Source organism: Kitasatospora sp. NPDC059795 (assembly GCF_042732175.1).
Taxonomy (GTDB): domain Bacteria; phylum Actinomycetota; class Actinomycetes; order Streptomycetales; family Streptomycetaceae; genus Kitasatospora.
Genome location: NZ_JBHWID010000001.1, coordinates 14,337 through 32,158 on the forward strand (window position 1 = coordinate 14,337; position 17,822 = coordinate 32,158).

Sequence of the window (17,822 nt, forward strand, 5' to 3'; positions counted from 1 at the left end):
GGTCCGTCACCCCGTCGTGGCGTACTGCGCGGCGAGGTGCGTGGGCATCGGGGAGTGGCGCAGGTAGCTGCGGGTGAACTGGCCGGTTCCGTGCGACAGCGAGCGCAGGTCGAGCGGGTAGCGGGTCAGTTCGAGTTCGGGGACTTCGGCGCGGACCACGCTCAGGCCGGGCCCGCCGATCTCGGTGCCGAGGACGTGGCCCCGGCGGGCGGACAGGTCGGTGAGGACGGCGCCCTGGTACTCGTCGGGCAGCAGCACCCGGACTTCGTCCACGGGTTCCAGGACCCGGACGTCGGTGTGGTCGGCGGCTTCCTTGAGGGCGAGGGCGGCGGCGGTCTGGAAGGCCGCGTCGGAGGAGTCGACGGAGTGCGCCTTGCCGTCGGTGAGGGTGACCCGGACGTCGGTCATCGGGTGGCCGTGCAGGCCGCGGTCGAGCTGGGCGCGGACGCCCTTCTCGACGGACGGGACGAAGTTGCGCGGGACGGCGCCGCCGACGACCCGGTCGACGAACTCGAAGCCGCCGCCGGGCAGCGGCTCGACGGTGAGGTCGCAGATCGCGTACTGGCCGTGCCCGCCGGACTGTTTGACGTGCCGGCCGTGGCCGCTGGCGGGGGCGGCGAAGGTCTCCCGGAGCGCGACCTCGTAGGGGACGGTCTCGACGTGGACGCCGTGCCGGGTGGCGAGCCGGTCGAGGGTGACGGCGAGGTGGGCCTCGCCGGTGCACCACAGGACGAGCTGGTGGGTGTCGGGGTTCTGTTCGACGCGCAGCGCCGGGTCCTGGGCGGCGATCCGGCCGAGGGCCTGGGAGAGCTTGTCCTCGTCGGCCTTGGAGCGGGCCTGGACGGCCGTCGGCAGCAGGGCCTCGGGCAGCGGCCAGAGCGGCAGCACGGTGTGGTCGGTGGACAGGGTGTCGCCGGTTCGGGCGGTGGTGAGCTTCGCGACGGTGACGAGGTCGCCGGCGACGGCCTGCGGGACGGGCCGCAGTTGGTGGCCGAAGGGGCTGTGCAGCGCGGTGAGGTGTTCGTTCTCGCCGTCGGGCAGGTGGGCGGTGGTGTCGGGGCGCAGCGTGCCGGTGAAGATCCGCAGCAGGCTGAGGCGGCCCTGGTAGGGGTCCTCGCCGGTCTGGACGACCTGGGCGGTGAACGGCCCGTCGGGGTCGGCGGCGGGGAGGCCGTCGGCGCGGTCGGCGGGGGACGGGAAGGCGGCGGCGACCAGGTCGAGCAGGGCGTCGCAGCCGGTGCCGTCGGGGGCGGTGGCGAGGACGGGGTGCAGGGTGCCGGCGAGGAACTCGCGGCGCAGGCCCGCGGTGAGTGCGGCGGTGTCGAGGTCGGCGCCGTCGAGGTAGCGCTCCAGCAGGGTGTCGTCCTCGCCGGCCAGGGCCTCGACCAGGCGGGCGCGTTCGGCGTCCAGGTCGCCGGGGTCGTCGGGTTTGCCGTAGACGCGGCCGGTGAGCAGGTCGGTGGAGCCGTGCAGGTGGCCGTCGCGCAGGTCGGGGTGGTGCAGCAGGCGCACGGTGTCGGGGGTGCCGAAGGTGTCCTGGAGCATCCGCAGGACGTCGTCGAGGCGGACCCGGGCGGTGTTCAGGTGGGTGAGCGCGAGGGCGCGGGGGAGGTGGGCGTCCTCGCACTGCTGCCAGAGCGCCCGGACGGGGCGGGGGACGGTCTCGTCGGCGGCGGAGTGGACGAAGACGGCGGCTTCGGCGGCGCGCAGCGCGGCCTGGAGTTCGCCGGCGAAGTCGGCGTAGCCGGGGGCGTCGAGCAGATTGACGGTGAGGTCCTGCCAGGAGAGCGGGAGGAGCGCGAACTGCACGGAGCGCTGCTGTTGGTGCTCGATGTCCTCCCAGTCGGCGGCGGTGGTGCCGTCGGGGACGGTTCCGGGCCTGGTCAGGGCGCCGGCGGTGACGGCGAGGGCTTCCGCGAGGGTGGTTTTGCCGGCTCCGCCCGCCCCGACCAGGGCGAGGTTGCGGAGCCGGCCGGGTCGGTCGGCGGGTGTGGCGGGGGTGTGGGCTGTCCGGTCCGGCATGGCTGGCCTCCTGCCGCTCGATCAGCGTGGATACCATTGTCCAGCCGGGCGGGGCCATCCGCGCGGCCGCCCGCCGGGCCAGCGGCTCGCGGGCGCCATCCGAGGAGCGGAGCGGACCGGAAAGCCATGCTCAACAAGTACGCGCGTGGCTTCTTCACACGTGTCCTCACCCCGTTCGCGGCGATGCTGCTGCGATGGGGTGTCAGTCCGGATGCGGTCACGCTGATCGGAACGGCCGGCTCGGTGGCGGGCGCCCTGGTGTTCTTCCCGCGCGGGGAGTTCTTCTGGGGCACGATCACCATCACCCTGTTCATCTTCTCCGACCTGGTGGACGGCAACATGGCCCGCCAGGCGGGCAGGTCCAGCAAGTGGGGCGCGTTCCTGGACTCCACGCTCGACCGGGTCGCCGACGCGGCGATCTTCGGCGGCCTGGCGATGTGGTACGCCGGCAAGGGCGACAACGACATCCTGTGCGCGGTGTCGATCTTCTGTCTGGCGAGCGGCCAGGTGGTGTCGTACACCAAGGCGCGCGGTGAGTCGCTGGGCTTCCCGGTGAACGTGTCGGGGCTGGTGGAACGCGCCGAGCGGCTGGTGATCAGCCTGGTGGCGGCCGGTTTCGCGGGCCTGCACAAGTTCGGAGTGCCGTACATCGAGTGGCTGCTGCCGATCGCCCTGTGGGTGGTCGCGGCGGGCAGCCTGGTGACGGTGGCGCAGCGGATGCTGACGGTGCGCCGCGAGTCCGCGGAGCTGGAGGCGGCGGGCGCCGCCGAGGGGGTCAAGTGAAGGAGCGGTTGGTCGACGCGGCCTATGCGGCCGGTTGGGCGGGGCTGAGGCACCTGCCGGAGCCGGCGGCCCGCGGCCTGTTCAACACCATCGCCGACGTGGCGTGGCGACGGCAGGGCAAGGGGGTGCGGCAGCTGGAGGCCAACCTGGCGCGGGTGCATCCGGATGCGGACGCGATACGGCTGCGGGAGTTGTCCCGGGCCGGGATGCGCTCGTACCTGCGGTACTGGATGGAGTCGTTCCGGCTGCCGACCTGGAGCCGGGAGCGGGTCTCGCAGGCGATAACGGTGAAGAACCTGGATCAGCTGAACGAGGCGATGGCGGCGGGGCGCGGCGCGGTGCTGGCGCTGCCGCACATGGCGAACTGGGACCTGGCGGGCGCGTGGATCGCGTCGGCGGGCGGCTTCCCGTTCACCACGGTCGCCGAGCGGTTGAAGCCGGAGTCGCTGTTCGACCGGTTCGTGGCGTACCGGGAGAGCCTCGGCATGGAGGTGCTGGCGCTGACCGGCTCCAGTGTGTCGGTGGTGGGGACGCTGGCGCGGCGGCTGCGCGAGGGCAAGTTGGTGTGCCTGGTCGGTGACCGGGACCTGTCGGAGGCCGGGATCCAGGTGGACTTCTTCGGCGAGCCGACCCGGATGCCGGCCGGCCCCGCGGCGCTCGCGCAGCGTACGGGTGCGGCGCTGTTCCCGGTGACGCTCTGGTACGACGGGCCGATGCTGCGTGCGGAGGTGCACCCGGAGGTGGTGCCGTCCGGCGAGGGGACGCGGCAGGAGCAGGCCGCGGCGATGACGCAGGCGATGGCCGATGTGTGGGCGGAGTCGATCCGGGAGCACTCGGTGGACTGGCACATGCTGCAGAAGCTGTGGCTGGCGGACCTGACGCCGCGGAGGGCCGAGCGTTGAGGATCGGCGTGGTGTGCCCGTACGACTGGGACGTGCCGGGCGGTGTGCAGTTCCACATCCGGGACTTGGCGGAGCACCTGATCCGCCTCGGTCACGAGGTGTCGGTGCTGGCTCCGGCGGAGGACGAGGAGGCGCTGCCGCCGTACGTGGTCTCCGCGGGGCGGGCCGTCGCGGTGCCGTACAACGGGTCGGTGGCGCGGCTGAGCTTCGGCATCCTGTCGGCGGCCCGGGTGCGGCGGTGGCTGCGCGAGGGCCGGTTCGACGTGCTGCACGTGCACGAGCCGAACTCGCCGTCGCTGTCGATGCTGGCGGCCTGGGCGGCGTCCGGGCCGATGGTGGGGACGTTCCACACCTCGAACCCGCGCTCGCGGGCGATGATCGCGGCGTCGCCGATCCTGCAGCCGGGCCTGGAGAAGATGTCCGGCCGGATCGCGGTGTCCGAGTACGCCCGGCGGACCCTGGTGGAGCACCTGGGCGGCGACGCGGTGGTGATCCCGAACGGCGTGGACGTGCGGTTCTTCGCGGACGCCGAGCCGGATCCGAAGTGGCAGGGCGGCGCCGCCGACGGCGGGCCGGGCACCATTGGCTTCATCGGCCGGATCAACGAGCCCCGCAAGGGCCTGCCGACGCTGCTGGCGGCGCTGCCGCGGATCCTCGCCGAGCGCCCGGGCGTGCGGCTGCTGGTGGCCGGCAAGGGCGACGAGGAGGAGGCGGTGGCGGGCCTGCCCGCCGAGGTGCGGGCCCAGGTCGAGTTCCTCGGCATGGTCTCCGACCGCGACAAGGCGCGCCTGCTGCGCAGCGTCGACCTGTACGTCGCGCCGAACACCGGCGGCGAGTCGTTCGGCATCATCCTTGTCGAGGCGATGTCGGCGGGCGCGCCGGTGCTGGCCAGCGACCTGGACGCGTTCCGCCAGGTGCTGGACGGCGGCGCGGCCGGCGAGCTGTTCCCGGTCGAGGACGCGGGCGCGCTGGCCGCCGCCGCGGTGAAACTGCTCGGCAGCCCCGAACGGCTGCTGGCGCTGCGCGAGGCCGCCTCCCGGCACGTGCGGCGTTTCGACTGGGAGACCGTCGGTGCGGAGGTGCTGTCGGTGTACGAGACGGTCACCGACGGCCGTCCACCGGTCGCCGAGGCCGAACCGTCCGGCTGGCGTACGCGTCTTGGTCGCTGAACCACCCTGCTCGCGAGAGGTACCACCATGCCGCTGATCACCGTCGACTACACCGACCGGCTCGCCGACTGCTTCGACCGGCGAGGGTTCGGGCTGGCCCTGAACCGGCTTGCGGTCAAGCTGATCGACGCCAAGCCGGAGGCCTGCAAGACGCGTTTCCGGCGCACCGAGGAGGCGGTGGTCGGCGCGGACGCCGAGACGTTCGCGCTGGTGGCGATCGATTTCGAGATCTTCCCCGGCCGCTCGCCGCACGCCAAGGCGGCGCTCGCCGAGGCCGCGGTGGCCGCGCTGCCGGAGTACCTGGGGGCCGAGCCGGGGGCGGTGCAGGCCGCGGTGTCGGTCACCGAGACCGACCGCGACTCCTACCGCTCGGCGGTCTTCGGCGGCTGAGCCGGTACCGTAACGCCCCGTGACTACCTGGATCTGGGCCCTCGCGGCCGTCGTGCTGTTCGCCGTCTACCTCAGCTGGACGGCGGGCAGGCTCGACCGGCTGCACGCCCGGATCGACGCCGCCCGGGCCTCGCTGGACGCCCAGCTGCTGCGCCGGGCGTCGGTGGCGGTGGAGCTGGCCACCTCCTCGCTGCTGGACCCGGCCGCGTCGATCCTGCTGCTGGAGGCCGCGCACGCGGCCCGGCAGGCGCAGGACGAGCAGCGCGAGGTGGCGGAGAGCGAACTGAGCCTCGCGCTGCGCGCCGTGCTGGACGAGCCGGCGCAGGTCGCGGCGCTGCGGGCGGCCCCCGGCGGCGAGGACGCGGTGCGCGACCTGGTGGAGGCGGTGCGCCGGGTGCCGATGGCGCGGCGCTTCCACAACGACGCGGTGCGGGCGGCCCGCGCGGTGCGCGAGCACCGGTTGGTGCGGTACTTCCGACTGGCGGGACGGGCGCCGTTCCCCATGGCGTTCGAGATGGACGACGAGCCCCCTACCGCCCTCACCCCGGAAGGCGCGCCCGCGTAGGCTGGGCGCGGCTTTCCGCCGACTGTTGCCCGCCCGCTGTGCGCTGGCCTGATTGTCGTATGCCGTGAAGGGCGCTGGACCATGTGGCGTATGGGTCCGGACCCTTCCAGGCCTACGATAGGTCGATAGCACCGGTTCATCTCTGAGTGAGGTCTTACGTGTCCACCACCCCCACCACCGCAGACCAGCCGCAGATCGGTACCGCCCGGGTCAAGCGCGGCATGGCCGAGCAGCTCAAGGGCGGTGTGATCATGGACGTGGTCAACGCCGAGCAGGCGAAGATCGCCGAGGACGCCGGCGCGGTGGCCGTCATGGCGCTGGAGCGGGTGCCCGCCGACATCCGCAAGGACGGCGGCGTGGCCCGGATGTCCGACCCGAACATGATCGAGGAGATCATCGACGCGGTCTCCATCCCGGTGATGGCCAAGTCCCGCATCGGCCACTTCGTCGAGGCCCAGGTCCTGCAGTCGCTCGGCGTCGACTACATCGACGAGTCCGAGGTCCTGACCCCGGCCGACGAGATCAACCACTCCGACAAGTGGGCCTTCACCACCCCCTTCGTCTGCGGTGCCACCAACCTGGGCGAGGCCCTGCGCCGCATCGCCGAGGGCGCGGCCATGATCCGCTCCAAGGGCGAGGCCGGCACCGGCAACGTCGTCGAGGCCGTCCGTCACCTGCGCCAGATCAAGAACGAGATCGCCAAGCTGCGCGGCTTCGACAACAACGAGCTGTACGCCGCCGCCAAGGAGCTGCGCGCCCCGTACGAGCTGGTCCGCGAGGTCGCCGAGCTCGGCAAGCTGCCGGTCGTGCTGTTCTCCGCCGGTGGCGTGGCCACCCCGGCCGACGCCGCGCTGATGCGCCAGCTGGGCGCCGAGGGCGTCTTCGTCGGCTCCGGCATCTTCAAGTCGGGCGACCCGGCCAAGCGCGCCGCCGCCATCGTGAAGGCCACCACCTTCTTCGACGACCCGAAGATCATCGCCGACGCCTCCCGCAACCTGGGCGAGGCCATGGTCGGCATCAACTGCGACACCCTCCCGGAGTCCGAGCGCTACGCCAACCGCGGCTGGTAATCACCCCGCGCGTCCGGCCCGCCGTGCTTCCGGGTACGGCGGGCCGCTGCGTGGAGTCCCGGATCACAGGTTCGAGAACGAAGAGGTAGTGACAGACCGTGAGCACCCCCACCATCGGTGTCCTCGCCCTGCAGGGCGACGTCCGTGAGCACCTGGTGGCGCTGGCCGCCGCCGACGCGCTGGCCCGGCCGGTCCGCCGCCCCGAGGAACTCGCCGAGGTCGACGCCCTGGTGATGCCGGGCGGCGAGTCCACCACCATCTCCAAGCTGGCGGTCCTGTTCGGCCTGATGGACCCGCTGCGCGAGCGCGTCCGGGCCGGCATGCCGGTCTACGGCACCTGCGCGGGCATGATCATGCTGGCCGACAAGATCCTCGACGGGCGGGACGACCAGGAGACCGTCGGCGGCATCGACATGACGGTCCGCCGGAACGCCTTCGGCCGCCAGAACGAGTCCTTCGAGACCGCCATCCCGTTCGCCGGCATGACCGGCGAGCCGGTCACCGGCGTGTTCATCCGCGCCCCCTGGGTCGAGTCGGTCGGCGCGGGCGTCGAGGTGCTGGCCGAGGTGCCCGCCGCCGACGGCCCGGACGCCCGGATCGTGGCCGTCCGCCAGGGCAACCTGCTGGCCACCTCCTTCCACCCGGAACTGACCGGCGACCACCGCGTCCACGAGTACTTCGTGCGGATGGTCGAGGCGGCCTCCGCTCGCTAGGCGCGGCGTTGTGACCGTGTGCCACCTCGCAGTGCGGCACCGGTAAGATCTCCCCTGTTCATTTCCCATTGGCGACGAAAAGGAGCTGGCGATGTCCGGCCACTCTAAGTGGGCTACCACCAAGCACAAGAAGGCCGCGATCGACGCCAAGCGCGGCAAGCTCTTCGCCAAGATGATCAAGAACATCGAGGTGGCGGCGCGCACCGGCGGCGGCGACCCCGCGGGCAACCCGACGCTCTACGACGCCATCCAGAAGGCGAAGAAGAGCTCCGTCCCGATCGACAACATCAACCGGGCCGTCAAGCGCGGCTCCGGTGCGGAGGCCGGTGGCGCCGACTACTCGACGATCATGTACGAGGGCTACGGCCCGAACGGCGTGGCCGTCCTGATCGAGTGCCTCACCGACAACCGCAACCGCGCGGCCTCCGACGTCCGCGTCGCGATGACCCGCAACGGCGGCAACATGGCCGACCCGGGCTCGGTGTCCTACCTGTTCAACCGCAAGGGCGTCGTGATCGTCCCCAAGGCCGACGGCGTGGACGAGGACAAGGTCCTCGACATCGTGCTGGACGCCGGCGCCGAAGAGGTCAACGACCTGGGCGAGGCCTTCGAGGTCATCTCCGAGGCCACCGACATGGTCGCCGTCCGCACCGCGCTGGTCGACGCGGGCGTCGACTACGACTCCGCCGACGCCAACTTCGTCCCCAGCATGCAGGTCGAGCTGGACGCCGACGGCGCCCGCAAGATCTTCAAGCTGATCGACGCGCTGGAGGACAGCGACGACGTGCAGAACGTCTTCGCCAACTTCGACGTCTCGGACGAGATCATGGCCGAACTGGACGCCTGAGTCCGCCCGTTCTCCTGGCTCTTCCGCCCGGTGGCTGCTCGCGGCCACCGGGCGGAGGCGTGTCCGGGGACGGTTGTCGGTGGCCGGGGGTAGCCTTCCCGGGTCGGAGAGAGGTGGGGCAGGGCTCGTGCGAGTGCTGGGTGTGGACCCTGGGCTGACCAGGTGCGGCGTCGGAGTCGTCGACGGGCTGCCCGGGCGGCAGTTGACGATGCTCGGCGTGGGCGTGGTGCGGACGCCGCCGGGGGACGAACTCGGGCCGCGACTGCTCGCCGTCGAGCAGGGGCTGGAGGAGTGGCTCGACCGCTACTCGCCCGAACTCGTCGCCGTGGAGCGGGTGTTCGCGCAGCACAACGTCCGCACGGTGATGGGCACCGCGCAGGCCTCGGCCGTCGCCGTGCTCTGCGCGACCCGTCGGGGCATCCCGGTCACCCTGCACACCCCCAGCGAGGTCAAGGCGGCGGTCACCGGCTCGGGGCGCGCCGACAAGGCGCAGGTCACGGCCATGGTCACCCGCCTCCTCCGGCTCGACGCCCCGCCCAAGCCCGCCGACGCGGCGGACGCGCTGGCGCTCGCCATCTGCCACATCTGGCGCGGCGGCACGACCAACCGCCTGACGGCGGCGATCAAGGCTCACGCGAGTGGCGGCAGTTGGCACGGCACCCAGTCCGGGGAGCCGCCCGAGCAGCAGGCAGCCGCGCCCCGGGCGGCGTACGGCAGAGTGCCCGGTCGCTCGCGCAGCACCCCGCGCCCCTGACGGGGCGAACCGTCGCAGGTCCCGAAAAGTTCAACCCCCGAGAGGAAACGACTTCACCGTGATCGCCTTTGTGCAGGGGCCCGTTGCCGTGCTGGGGGCCGGGGTGGCCGTGGTGGAGGTCGGGGGGGTGGGGATGGCGGTGCAGTGCACGTCGTCCACCCTGGCGGGGCTGCGGGTGGGGGAGGTCGCGCGGTTGGCGACGTCGCTCGTGGTGCGGGAGGACTCGTTGACGCTGTTCGGGTTCGCGGACGACGACGAGCGGGCGACGTTCGAGGTGCTGCAGGCGGCGCCGGGGGTCGGGCCGAAGCTGGCGCAGGCGATCCTCGGGGTGCACTCGCCGGAGGCGTTGCGGGTCGCGGTGGCCGGCGGCGACGAGAAGGCGCTGATCGCGGTGCCGGGCATCGGCAAGGCGAAGGCCGCGAAGCTGCTGCTGGAGTACAAGGACAAGCTGGGCGCCCCGCACGGCACGGTGCCGGCGCAGAAGCCGGTGGCCACCGGGCCCGCGCCCTGGCACGAGCAGCTGCATTCGGCGCTGGTGGGCCTGGGCTACGCTCCGCGGGAGGCGGACGAGGCGGTGTCCAGGGTGACGCCGGACGCCGAGGCGCAGGCCACTCCGGACGTGGGCGCGCTGCTGCGCCTCGCGCTGCGCGGGCTGAACCGGGCCCGCTGAGCATCGCCGAAGCAATCCGACGATCTGTCACCAAGTCGACAATGGGAGCCGTTTTCCGATGAATCCGTACGAGTCCGAGCCCGCCGACCGCCTGGTGACGGCGTCCGCCGACGGCGAGGACCAGGCGGTGGAGGCGGCGCTGCGGCCGCGGCTGCTGGAGGAGTTCATCGGCCAGGAGCGGGTCCGCGAGCAGCTCTCGCTGGTGCTGCAGGCGGCCCGTCAGCGCGGCGCGGCGCCGGACCACGTGCTGCTGAGCGGCCCGCCCGGGCTGGGCAAGACCACGCTGTCGATGATCATCGCGGCGGAGCTGAACGCGCCGATCCGGATCACCTCCGGCCCGGCGATCCAGCACGCGGGCGACCTGGCGGCGATCCTGTCCTCGCTGACCGAGGGCGAGGTGCTGTTCCTCGACGAGATCCACCGGATGTCCCGGCCCGCCGAGGAGATGCTCTACATGGCGATGGAGGACTTCCGGGTCGACGTGATCGTCGGCAAGGGCCCGGGGGCGACCGCGATCCCGCTGGAGCTGCCGCCGTTCACGCTGGTCGGGGCGACCACCCGGGCCGGCCTGCTGCCGCCGCCGCTGCGCGACCGGTTCGGCTTCACCGGGCACATGGAGTTCTACGCGCCCGCCGAGCTGGAGCGGGTGGTGCACCGCTCGGCGGGCCTGCTGGACGTGGAGATCGACCCGGCCGGCGCGGCGGAGATCGCGGGGCGCTCGCGCGGCACTCCGCGCATCGCCAACCGGCTGTTGCGCCGGGTGAGGGATTTTGCGCAGGTCCGCCACGACGGCATGGTCACCCGGGAGATCGCCACCCGGGCGCTCGAGGTGTACGAGGTGGACGCGCGCGGTCTGGACCGACTGGACCGCGCGGTGCTGGAGGCGCTGCTGAAGCTTTTCGGCGGCGGACCGGTCGGCCTGTCCACGCTCGCGGTCGCGGTCGGGGAGGAGGCCGAGACGGTCGAGGAGGTCGCCGAGCCGTTCCTGGTAAGGGAAGGCCTGCTCGCGCGTACCCCGCGCGGGCGGATCGCGACGGCGGCGGCGTGGCAGCACCTCGGGCTCGTTCCGCCGCAGTCGGCGCGGGCGCCGCGCGGGGCGCAGTCCGAGCTGTGGGCGGGCGGCCAGGCATAACCGCGCCGCCTTATCGGCGGTTTATGTCCATGCCAAGGCTCGCCACTTTCGGCGGCACACTGGCATGCTTGGCGTTGTCCGTTCAGTGCGGGTCGCCTAGACTCCGCCGGACCGCCCCTCTCGCCCGACGGGCCGACGTACACGCACTGGCCGCCCCGACCGGTGGCCGACAAAGGACCCTGGCTGTGAAACTCATTCTCTTCGTTCTTCCGCTGCTGCTGATGCTGCTGCTGTTCCGTTCGCAGAAGAAGCGGCAGGACCAGATGCAGAACGTGCAGAGCTCGATGCAGCCGGGCTCGGGTGTTCGCACCATCGGCGGCATGTACGCGACGATCAAGGCGGTCAACGACGAGACCGTCGAGCTGGAGCTCGCTCCCGGCGTGGTGGCCCACTTCACCAAGGGCGCCATCGCGGCGGTCCTGGAGCCGCTCGAGTACGACGCGATCATCAACGGCCGTCCGGCCGAGGACGAGTCGGAGGGGGACGCTGTCGAGGCCGCCGAGGGCACGGACGGCGACGAGAAGCCGCTGAGCCTGTCCAAGGACGGTGCGAAGGCCGACGCCGAGGCTCCCGAGAGCAAGTAGTACGGCCGGGGGGGCCTTTCTTCCCCGACCAGCGGCATCCGCCGCAAGCCCACAGGACCTCTTGGGCCGCCGTGCGTCCGTCTTGTCCGGGCCCCCGCCGTGCGTGGGGGCCCGGGGCCGGCCGCCGGGCGGCATGGACAGGGAGAAACGAACAAGGTGGCAACACCCAAGTCGCGGTCGCGCGACGGATACCCGGGGCGGGCGCTGGCGCTCATCCTGGTGGTCACCGTCGGCCTGGTGGCCCTCATGTTCGGGACGGGCAACACCAAGCCGCGTCTCGGTATCGACCTCGCCGGTGGCACCAGCGTCACGCTGACCGCCAAGTCGGACGATCCTTCCGCGATCAACAAGGCAAATCTCGACACCGCGGTCGGCATCATCCAGAAGCGCGTCAACGGCATGGGTGTCTCCGAGGCCGAGGTCCAGACCCAGGGCAACAGCAACATCATCGTCAACATCCCCGACGGTGGTAACACGCAGGAGTCCATCGACAAGGTCGGTGACACCGCGAAGCTGTACTTCCGCCCGGTCCTGGCCACCGCGCCGAGCGGCGTGAGCGCCCAGCCGCAGCAGAGCGGCGAGCCGTCGACGGCCCCCAGCGGCTCGGCCAGCCCGTCCGCCTCGGGCAGCGCCTCCGCGCCGGCCTCGCCGAGCTCCTCGGCCAGCAAGGCCGGCCGTGCCGTGTCCGGCGCCCTGCAGGCCGACCCGACCACCCCCGCGAGCGGCTCCGCCTCGGCCCCCGCCGCCTCCGGCTCGGCCGCCCCGAGCGCCGGTGCCAGCACCCCGGCGGCCAACCCGGCCGACGTGGCCGCCGCCCTGACCCAGGGCGCCGTCCCGGCCGGGCTCCAGCAGCAGTTCACCGCGCTGGACTGCTCGGTCAAGGAGCAGCGGAAGAACTACCAGCCCACCGACCCGAACGCGCCGACCGTGGCCTGCTCGTACGACGCGGAGCAGGGCCTCTGGTACAAGTTCGCGCTCGGCGGTGTCGCCGTGAACGGCCAGGACGTCTCCAAGGCGCAGGCCGTGTACGACACCCAGAGCGCCAAGGGCTGGATGGTCGACCTGTCGTTCAACGACGCCGGCTCCAAGGCCTTCGCGGACACCACCGGCAAGCTGGCCACCCAGCCGACCCCGGGCAACCAGTTCGCCATCGTGCTGGACGGCCAGGTCGTCTCGCACCCGTACGTGTCCGAGTCGATCACCGGCGGCAGCGCGGTCATCTCCGGCACCTTCACCCAGGACGACGCCAAGTCGCTGGGCAACGTGCTCAGCTACGGCGCGCTCCCGCTGGACTTCGTGAAGAGCGACGTCACCACCGTCTCCCCGCAGCTCGGCTCCGACCAGCTGAAGGCCGGCCTGATCGCCGGTCTGATCGGCATGGTGCTGGTGGTCCTCTACTCGCTGATCTACTACCGCGGTCTGGGCCTGATCTCGATCGCCGGTCTGGTGGTCTCCGCGATCCTGACCTGGTCGATCATGAGCCTGCTGGGCGCCGGCGTCGGCTTCGCGCTGAACCTGCCCGCGGTCTGCGGCGCGATCGTCGCGATCGGTATCACCGCCGACTCGTTCATCGTGTACTTCGAGCGCATCCGGGACGAGGTCCGCGAGGGCGCCCAGCTGCGGCCCGCCGTGCAGCGTGCCTGGCCGCGGGCCCGGCGCACCATCCTGGTGTCGGACTTCGTGTCCTTCCTGTGTGCCGCGGTGCTGTACCTGGTGTCGGTCGGCAAGGTGCAGGGCTTCGCCTTCACCCTGGGTCTGACCACCCTGCTCGACGTCGTGGTGATCTTCCTGTTCACCAAGCCGCTGATCACGCTGCTGGCCCGCACCAAGTTCTTCTCCAGCGGTCACCCCTGGTCCGGCCTGGACCCGAAGCGGCTCGGCGCCCGTCCGCCGATTCGCGGCTCCCGCCGCCGTCCCGCTCCCTCCCAGCAGACCCAGGAGGTCTGACCCATGTCGCTCCGCAACATCGGTCACCGCCTCTACCAGGGCGAGGTCTCGTTCGACTTCGTCGGCAGGCGGAAGCTCTGGTACTCGATCTCCGCGGTGATCGTCCTGGTGGCCGCGATCGGCCTGGCCATGGGCCTGCACCTGGGCATCGAGTTCAAGGGCGGCTCGGTCTACACCGTGCACAAGCCCGGGCTGACGGTCTCGCAGGCCAAGGACGCCGCCAACAAGATCACCGGCTCCAACACCGCGCTGGTGCAGACCACGGACAAGGGCGACGTCCGGGTCCAGATCAGCGCCGAGGAGTCGGTGTCGGCGACGACCTTCACCAAGGAGTTCTCGCAGGCCGTCGGCGTCGAGGAGAAGGACATCAACGCCCAGGTGATCGGCCCCTCCTGGGGTGCCGACATCTCCAAGAAGGCGTTGACCGGCCTGATCATCTTCATGGTGCTGGTGACCGTCTACCTGGCGATCGCCTTCGAGTGGCGGATGGCGGTGGCCGCGCTGGTCGCGCTGATCCACGACCTGCTGATCACCATCGGCGTCTACGCCCTGGTCGGCTTCGAGGTCACCCCGGGCACCGTGATCGGCTTCCTGACCATCCTCGGCTACTCGCTCTACGACACGGTCGTCGTCTTCGACACCGTGAAGGAGAACACCCGGGGCCTCACCAAGCAGTCCCGCCGCACCTACAGCGAGGCCGCCAACCACGGCCTCAACCAGACCCTGGTGCGTTCCATCAACACCACGGTCGTGGCGCTGCTGCCGGTCTCGGCGCTGCTGTTCATCGGTGGCGGCCTGCTGGGCGCGGGCACCCTCAACGACATCTCGCTGGCCCTGTTCATCGGCCTCGCCGCCGGCGCCTACTCCTCGATCTGCGTCGCCACCCCGCTGCTCGCGCAGCTCAAGGAGCAGACCCCGGAGATGAAGGCCCTGGTCAAGCGGGTCATGCAGCGCCGGGCGTCCGAGGCCAAGGCGGCCGAGGAGGCCGAGGCCCGCGGCGAGGACGTGATGATCGACGAGGAGCTCGCGGCAGGTATGGTCGGACAGCGCAACCAGCCGACCGGCCGTGCCCGGGGCAAGGGCCGGCCGTCCGGCAAGCGCTGAACCCCGCCTAATCAAGGAACCCCCGTGACCTCCACCACCGACCCCGCCCTGACCGAGCTGCTCAACAGCCGGATCCGGGACGTGCAGGACTACCCGAAGCCGGGCGTCCTGTTCAAGGACATCGCCCCCCTGCTGGCCGACGCCGAGGCGTTCGGCGCGCTGACCCGGGCGCTGGCCGAGCGGGCGAAGGAACTCGGCGCCACCAAGGTGGTCGGCCTGGAGGCACGGGGGTTCGTCCTGGCCGCGCCCGCGGCGTTCGCCGCCGGACTCGGGTTCGTCCCGATCCGCAAGAAGGGCAAGCTGCCCGGCGACGTGTTCTCCCGCTCGTACGACCTGGAGTACGGGTCGGCGACGCTGGAGGTGCAGTGCGACGCGTTCGAGCCCGGCGAGAAGGTGCTGGTGGTGGACGACGTGCTGGCCACCGGCGGCACCATCGCCGCCTCGCTGGACCTGGTCCAGGAGGCCGGCGCCGAGCTGGTGGGCGTCGTGGTGCTGATGGAGCTCGGCTTCCTGACGGGGCGTGAGAAGCTCGCCTCGCACCTGCACGGTGCGCCGCTGGACACCCTGGTCGTGGTCTGAACGACCGACCGCTTCGGAGCCGCCCGGGAACAGATTCCGTTCCCGGGCGGCTTTTGCTAGGGCCGGTCCGGCCCAGGGGGTCGGCCGAACGCGGAAGCCCGTGGTAGCGCCGGTACGATGAAGGTTGATCCGTCCGCACGTAGGAGTGTCCTTGCCCGACGAGGTTGTGCCCACGGCTGCGACTGCCAGTTCCCGCCCTTCGCCCGGCGGGATGCGCGCTCGCCTCGCTCGGCTGGGCGGACAGCGCAGTTCGATGGTCAACCCGGTGCTGGAGCCGCTGTTCCGGACCATCCGGGCCAATGACCCCAAGGCCGACCCGGCCCTGCTCAAGGACATCGAGCGCGCGTACGCGGTGGCCGAGAAGTGGCACCGCGGGCAGAAGCGCAAGAGCGGCGACCCGTACATCACCCACCCGCTGGCGGTGGCGACCATCCTGGCCGAGCTGGGCATGGACGCGCCGACGCTGATGGCGGGCCTGCTGCACGACACCGTCGAGGACACCGACTACGGCCTGGAGACGCTGCGGCACGACTTCGGCGACTCGGTGGCGCTGCTGGTCGACGGCGTCACCAAGCTGGACCGGGTCAAGTTCGGCGAGGCGGCGCAGGCGGAGACCGTCCGCAAGATGGTCGTCGCGATGGCCAAGGACCCGCGGGTCCTGGTGATCAAGCTCGCCGACCGCCTGCACAACATGCGCACCATGCGCTACCTGAAGCGGGAGAAGCAGGAGAAGAAGGCCCGCGAGACGCTGGAGATCTACGCCCCGCTGGCGCACCGGCTGGGCATGAACACCATCAAGTGGGAGCTGGAGGACCTGGCGTTCGCCATCCTCTACCCCAAGATGTACGACGAGATCGTCCGGCTGGTGGCCGAGCGCGCCCCGAAGCGCGACGAGTACCTGGCGACCGTCATCGACCAGGTGCAGGGCGACCTGCGCGGGGCGCGGATCACCGCGCAGGTGACGGGCCGGCCGAAGCACTACTACTCGGTCTACCAGAAGATGATCGTCCGGGGCCGGGACTTCGCCGAGATCTACGACCTGGTGGGCATCCGGGTCCTGGTCGACACCGTCCGCGACTGCTACGCGGCGCTGGGCACCATCCACGCGCGGTGGAACCCGGTGCCGGGGCGGTTCAAGGACTACATCGCGATGCCCAAGTTCAACATGTACCAGTCGCTGCACACCACGGTGATCGGTCCGGGCGGCAAGCCCGTCGAACTGCAGATCCGCACCTTCGACATGCACCGCCGCGCCGAGTACGGCATCGCCGCGCACTGGAAGTACAAGCAGCGGGCGGTGGCCGGCGCGTCCAAGGTGCGCACCGACACCCCGACGCACAAGCGGCAGCACGACAAGGCCGACGCGGTCAACGAGATGGCCTGGCTGCGGCAGCTGCTGGACTGGCAGAAGGAGACCGAGGACCCGAGCGAGTTCCTGGAGTCGCTGCGCTTCGACCTGTCCAGCAACGAGGTCTTCGTCTTCACCCCGAAGGGCGACGTGATAGCGCTGCCCGCGAAGGCCACCCCGGTGGACTTCGCGTTCGCGGTGCACACCGAGGTCGGCTACCGGTGCATCGGCGCCCGGGTGAACGGCCGCCTGGTGCCGCTGGAGTCGACGCTGGAGAACGGCGACACCGTCGAGGTGTTCACCTCCAAGGCGGAGAACGCCGGCCCGTCCCGGGACTGGCTGAGCTTCGTCAAGTCGCCGCGGGCCCGCAACAAGATCCGCGCCTGGTTCTCCAAGGAGCGCCGCGAGGAGGCGATCGAGCAGGGCAAGGAGGCGATCGCCCGGGCGATGCGCAAGCAGGGCCTGCCGATCCAGCGGATCCTCACCGGGGACTCGCTGGTCACGCTCGCCCACGAGATGCGCTACCCGGACATCTCCTCGCTGTACGCGGCGATCGGCGAGGGCCACGTCGCCGCGGCGGCGATCGTGCAGAAGCTGGTCCAGGCGATGGGCGGCGAGGACGGCGCGGTCGAGGACCTCGCCGAGACCGCCACGCCGTCGCACCAGCCGCGCTCGATGCGCCGCCGGGCCAAGGGCGACCCGGGCATCATCGTCAAGGGCGTCGACGACCTGTGGGTGAAGCTGGCGCGCTGCTGCACGCCGGTGCCCGGCGACCCGATCGTCGGCTTCGTCACCCGCGGCAACGGCGTCTCGGTGCACCGCGCGGACTGCGTCAACGTGGAGTCCCTGCAGCAGCAGCCCGAGCGGATCATCGACGTGGAGTGGGCGGCCACCCAGTCCTCGGTCTTCCTGGTGGCCATCCAGGTCGAGGCGCTGGACCGCTCCCGGCTGCTGTCCGACGTCACCCGGGTGCTCTCCGACCAGCACGTCAACATCCTGTCCGCGGCGGTGCAGACCTCCCGCGACCGGGTCGCGATGAGCCGGTTCACCTTCGAGATGGGCGACCCCAAGCACCTCGGCCACGTGCTGAAGGCGGTGCGCGGCGTCGAAGGCGTCTACGACGTGTACCGGGTCACCTCCGCGCGCAACAAGTAGCACTTCCGGGTGCAGGCCGCCCCCACCCCGCCGACACTGGCCGGGTGGGGGCGGCCCGCTGATATCCGGAGGCACCGTGCACACGACT

The 17,822-nt window shown here is 71.6% G+C and carries 17 protein-coding genes; 16 read left to right on the top strand and 1 reads right to left on the bottom strand.

From position 1 onward, the window contains the following. Positions 1-6: 6 nt before the first annotated feature. Positions 7-2,022 carry an elongation factor G gene (locus ACFV4P_RS00110; protein ID WP_380465637.1) on the bottom strand — a complete coding sequence of 672 codons (2,016 nt, stop codon included), beginning with the start codon at positions 2,020-2,022 and terminating at the stop codon, positions 7-9. 126 nt (positions 2,023-2,148) lie between these two features. On the opposite strand from ACFV4P_RS00110, the gene pgsA reads away from it, so the two are divergent. The 16 genes from pgsA to ACFV4P_RS00190 all read left to right on the top strand — a co-directional run bounded on the left by pgsA (position 2,149) and on the right by ACFV4P_RS00190 (position 17,734). Continuing rightward, positions 2,149-2,805: a phosphatidylinositol phosphate synthase gene (gene pgsA, locus ACFV4P_RS00115; RefSeq protein ID WP_035860123.1), complete on the top strand. Its 657-nt coding sequence runs from the start codon at positions 2,149-2,151 to the stop codon at positions 2,803-2,805. Continuing rightward, entirely contained in the window at positions 2,802-3,707 is a 906-nt protein-coding gene (locus tag ACFV4P_RS00120; protein WP_380465640.1) for a phosphatidylinositol mannoside acyltransferase, read from the top strand. The genes pgsA and ACFV4P_RS00120 overlap by 4 nt, the downstream gene beginning before the upstream one ends. Continuing rightward, complete coding sequence (locus ACFV4P_RS00125; RefSeq protein ID WP_073817024.1) at positions 3,704-4,876, top strand: glycosyltransferase family 4 protein; 1,173 nt, start codon at positions 3,704-3,706, stop codon at positions 4,874-4,876. Before ACFV4P_RS00120 ends, ACFV4P_RS00125 begins: the two co-directional genes overlap by 4 nt. 27 nt (positions 4,877-4,903) lie before the next feature. Then, a complete protein-coding gene (locus ACFV4P_RS00130) occupies positions 4,904-5,266 on the top strand; it encodes a hypothetical protein (protein WP_073817022.1) in 363 nt (120 codons plus the stop codon). A gap of 19 nt (positions 5,267-5,285) precedes the next feature. Further along, entirely contained in the window at positions 5,286-5,831 is a 546-nt protein-coding gene (locus tag ACFV4P_RS00135; RefSeq protein WP_073817019.1) for a hypothetical protein, read from the top strand. 158 nt (positions 5,832-5,989) lie between these two features. Continuing rightward, positions 5,990-6,901 (top strand): pyridoxal 5'-phosphate synthase lyase subunit PdxS, encoded by a 912-nt coding sequence (gene pdxS, locus ACFV4P_RS00140; RefSeq protein WP_073817016.1) that lies wholly within the window; start codon positions 5,990-5,992, stop codon positions 6,899-6,901. Between the two features lie 98 nt (positions 6,902-6,999). Beyond that, on the top strand, positions 7,000-7,614 hold the full coding sequence (gene pdxT / locus ACFV4P_RS00145) for a pyridoxal 5'-phosphate synthase glutaminase subunit PdxT (RefSeq protein WP_380465643.1): 615 nt from the start codon (positions 7,000-7,002) through the stop codon (positions 7,612-7,614). 91 nt (positions 7,615-7,705) lie between these two features. Beyond that, entirely contained in the window at positions 7,706-8,461 is a 756-nt protein-coding gene (locus ACFV4P_RS00150; protein WP_073817010.1) for a YebC/PmpR family DNA-binding transcriptional regulator, read from the top strand. Between the two features lie 127 nt (positions 8,462-8,588). Further along, positions 8,589-9,215, top strand: coding sequence for a crossover junction endodeoxyribonuclease RuvC (ruvC, locus tag ACFV4P_RS00155; RefSeq protein WP_073817007.1), 627 nt, complete (start codon positions 8,589-8,591; stop codon positions 9,213-9,215). Between the two features lie 58 nt (positions 9,216-9,273). Next, entirely contained in the window at positions 9,274-9,885 is a 612-nt protein-coding gene (gene ruvA / locus ACFV4P_RS00160; protein ID WP_073817005.1) for a Holliday junction branch migration protein RuvA, read from the top strand. Between the two features lie 58 nt (positions 9,886-9,943). After that, entirely contained in the window at positions 9,944-11,017 is a 1,074-nt protein-coding gene (gene ruvB / locus ACFV4P_RS00165; protein ID WP_380465646.1) for a Holliday junction branch migration DNA helicase RuvB, read from the top strand. Positions 11,018-11,202: 185 nt separating this feature from the next. Beyond that, positions 11,203-11,601, top strand: a complete 399-nt coding sequence (yajC, locus tag ACFV4P_RS00170) for a preprotein translocase subunit YajC (protein WP_158071962.1) — start codon at positions 11,203-11,205, stop codon at positions 11,599-11,601. Positions 11,602-11,757: 156 nt separating this feature from the next. Continuing rightward, positions 11,758-13,548: a protein translocase subunit SecD gene (gene secD / locus ACFV4P_RS00175; RefSeq protein WP_380465648.1), complete on the top strand. Its 1,791-nt coding sequence runs from the start codon at positions 11,758-11,760 to the stop codon at positions 13,546-13,548. 3 nt (positions 13,549-13,551) lie between these two features. After that, the gene (gene secF / locus ACFV4P_RS00180) at positions 13,552-14,652 is read left to right on the top strand and encodes a protein translocase subunit SecF (RefSeq protein ID WP_380465650.1); all 1,101 of its coding nucleotides are present in this window, start codon (positions 13,552-13,554) and stop codon (positions 14,650-14,652) included. Between the two features lie 24 nt (positions 14,653-14,676). Continuing rightward, entirely contained in the window at positions 14,677-15,231 is a 555-nt protein-coding gene (locus ACFV4P_RS00185) for an adenine phosphoribosyltransferase (RefSeq protein WP_073816995.1), read from the top strand. Between the two features lie 211 nt (positions 15,232-15,442). After that, positions 15,443-17,734 carry a bifunctional (p)ppGpp synthetase/guanosine-3',5'-bis(diphosphate) 3'-pyrophosphohydrolase gene (locus tag ACFV4P_RS00190; RefSeq protein ID WP_073816994.1) on the top strand — a complete coding sequence of 764 codons (2,292 nt, stop codon included), beginning with the start codon at positions 15,443-15,445 and terminating at the stop codon, positions 17,732-17,734. Positions 17,735-17,822 lie beyond the last annotated feature (88 nt).

Bases quoted from the DNA above. Each gene is read 5' to 3' on its own strand.
- ACFV4P_RS00130 (WP_073817022.1), top strand. From the start codon at position 4,904: ATGCCGCTGATCACCGTCGACTACACCGACCGGCTCGCCGACTGCTTC.
- secF (WP_380465650.1), top strand. From the start codon at position 13,552: ATGTCGCTCCGCAACATCGGTCACCGCCTCTACCAGGGCGAGGTCTCG.
- pgsA (WP_035860123.1), top strand. From the start codon at position 2,149: ATGCTCAACAAGTACGCGCGTGGCTTCTTCACACGTGTCCTCACCCCG.
- ACFV4P_RS00150 (WP_073817010.1), top strand. From the start codon at position 7,706: ATGTCCGGCCACTCTAAGTGGGCTACCACCAAGCACAAGAAGGCCGCG.
- ACFV4P_RS00110 (WP_380465637.1), bottom strand. From the start codon at position 2,022: ATGCCGGACCGGACAGCCCACACCCCCGCCACACCCGCCGACCGACCC.
- ruvB (WP_380465646.1), top strand. From the start codon at position 9,944: ATGAATCCGTACGAGTCCGAGCCCGCCGACCGCCTGGTGACGGCGTCC.
- ACFV4P_RS00190 (WP_073816994.1), top strand. From the start codon at position 15,443: ATGCGCGCTCGCCTCGCTCGGCTGGGCGGACAGCGCAGTTCGATGGTC.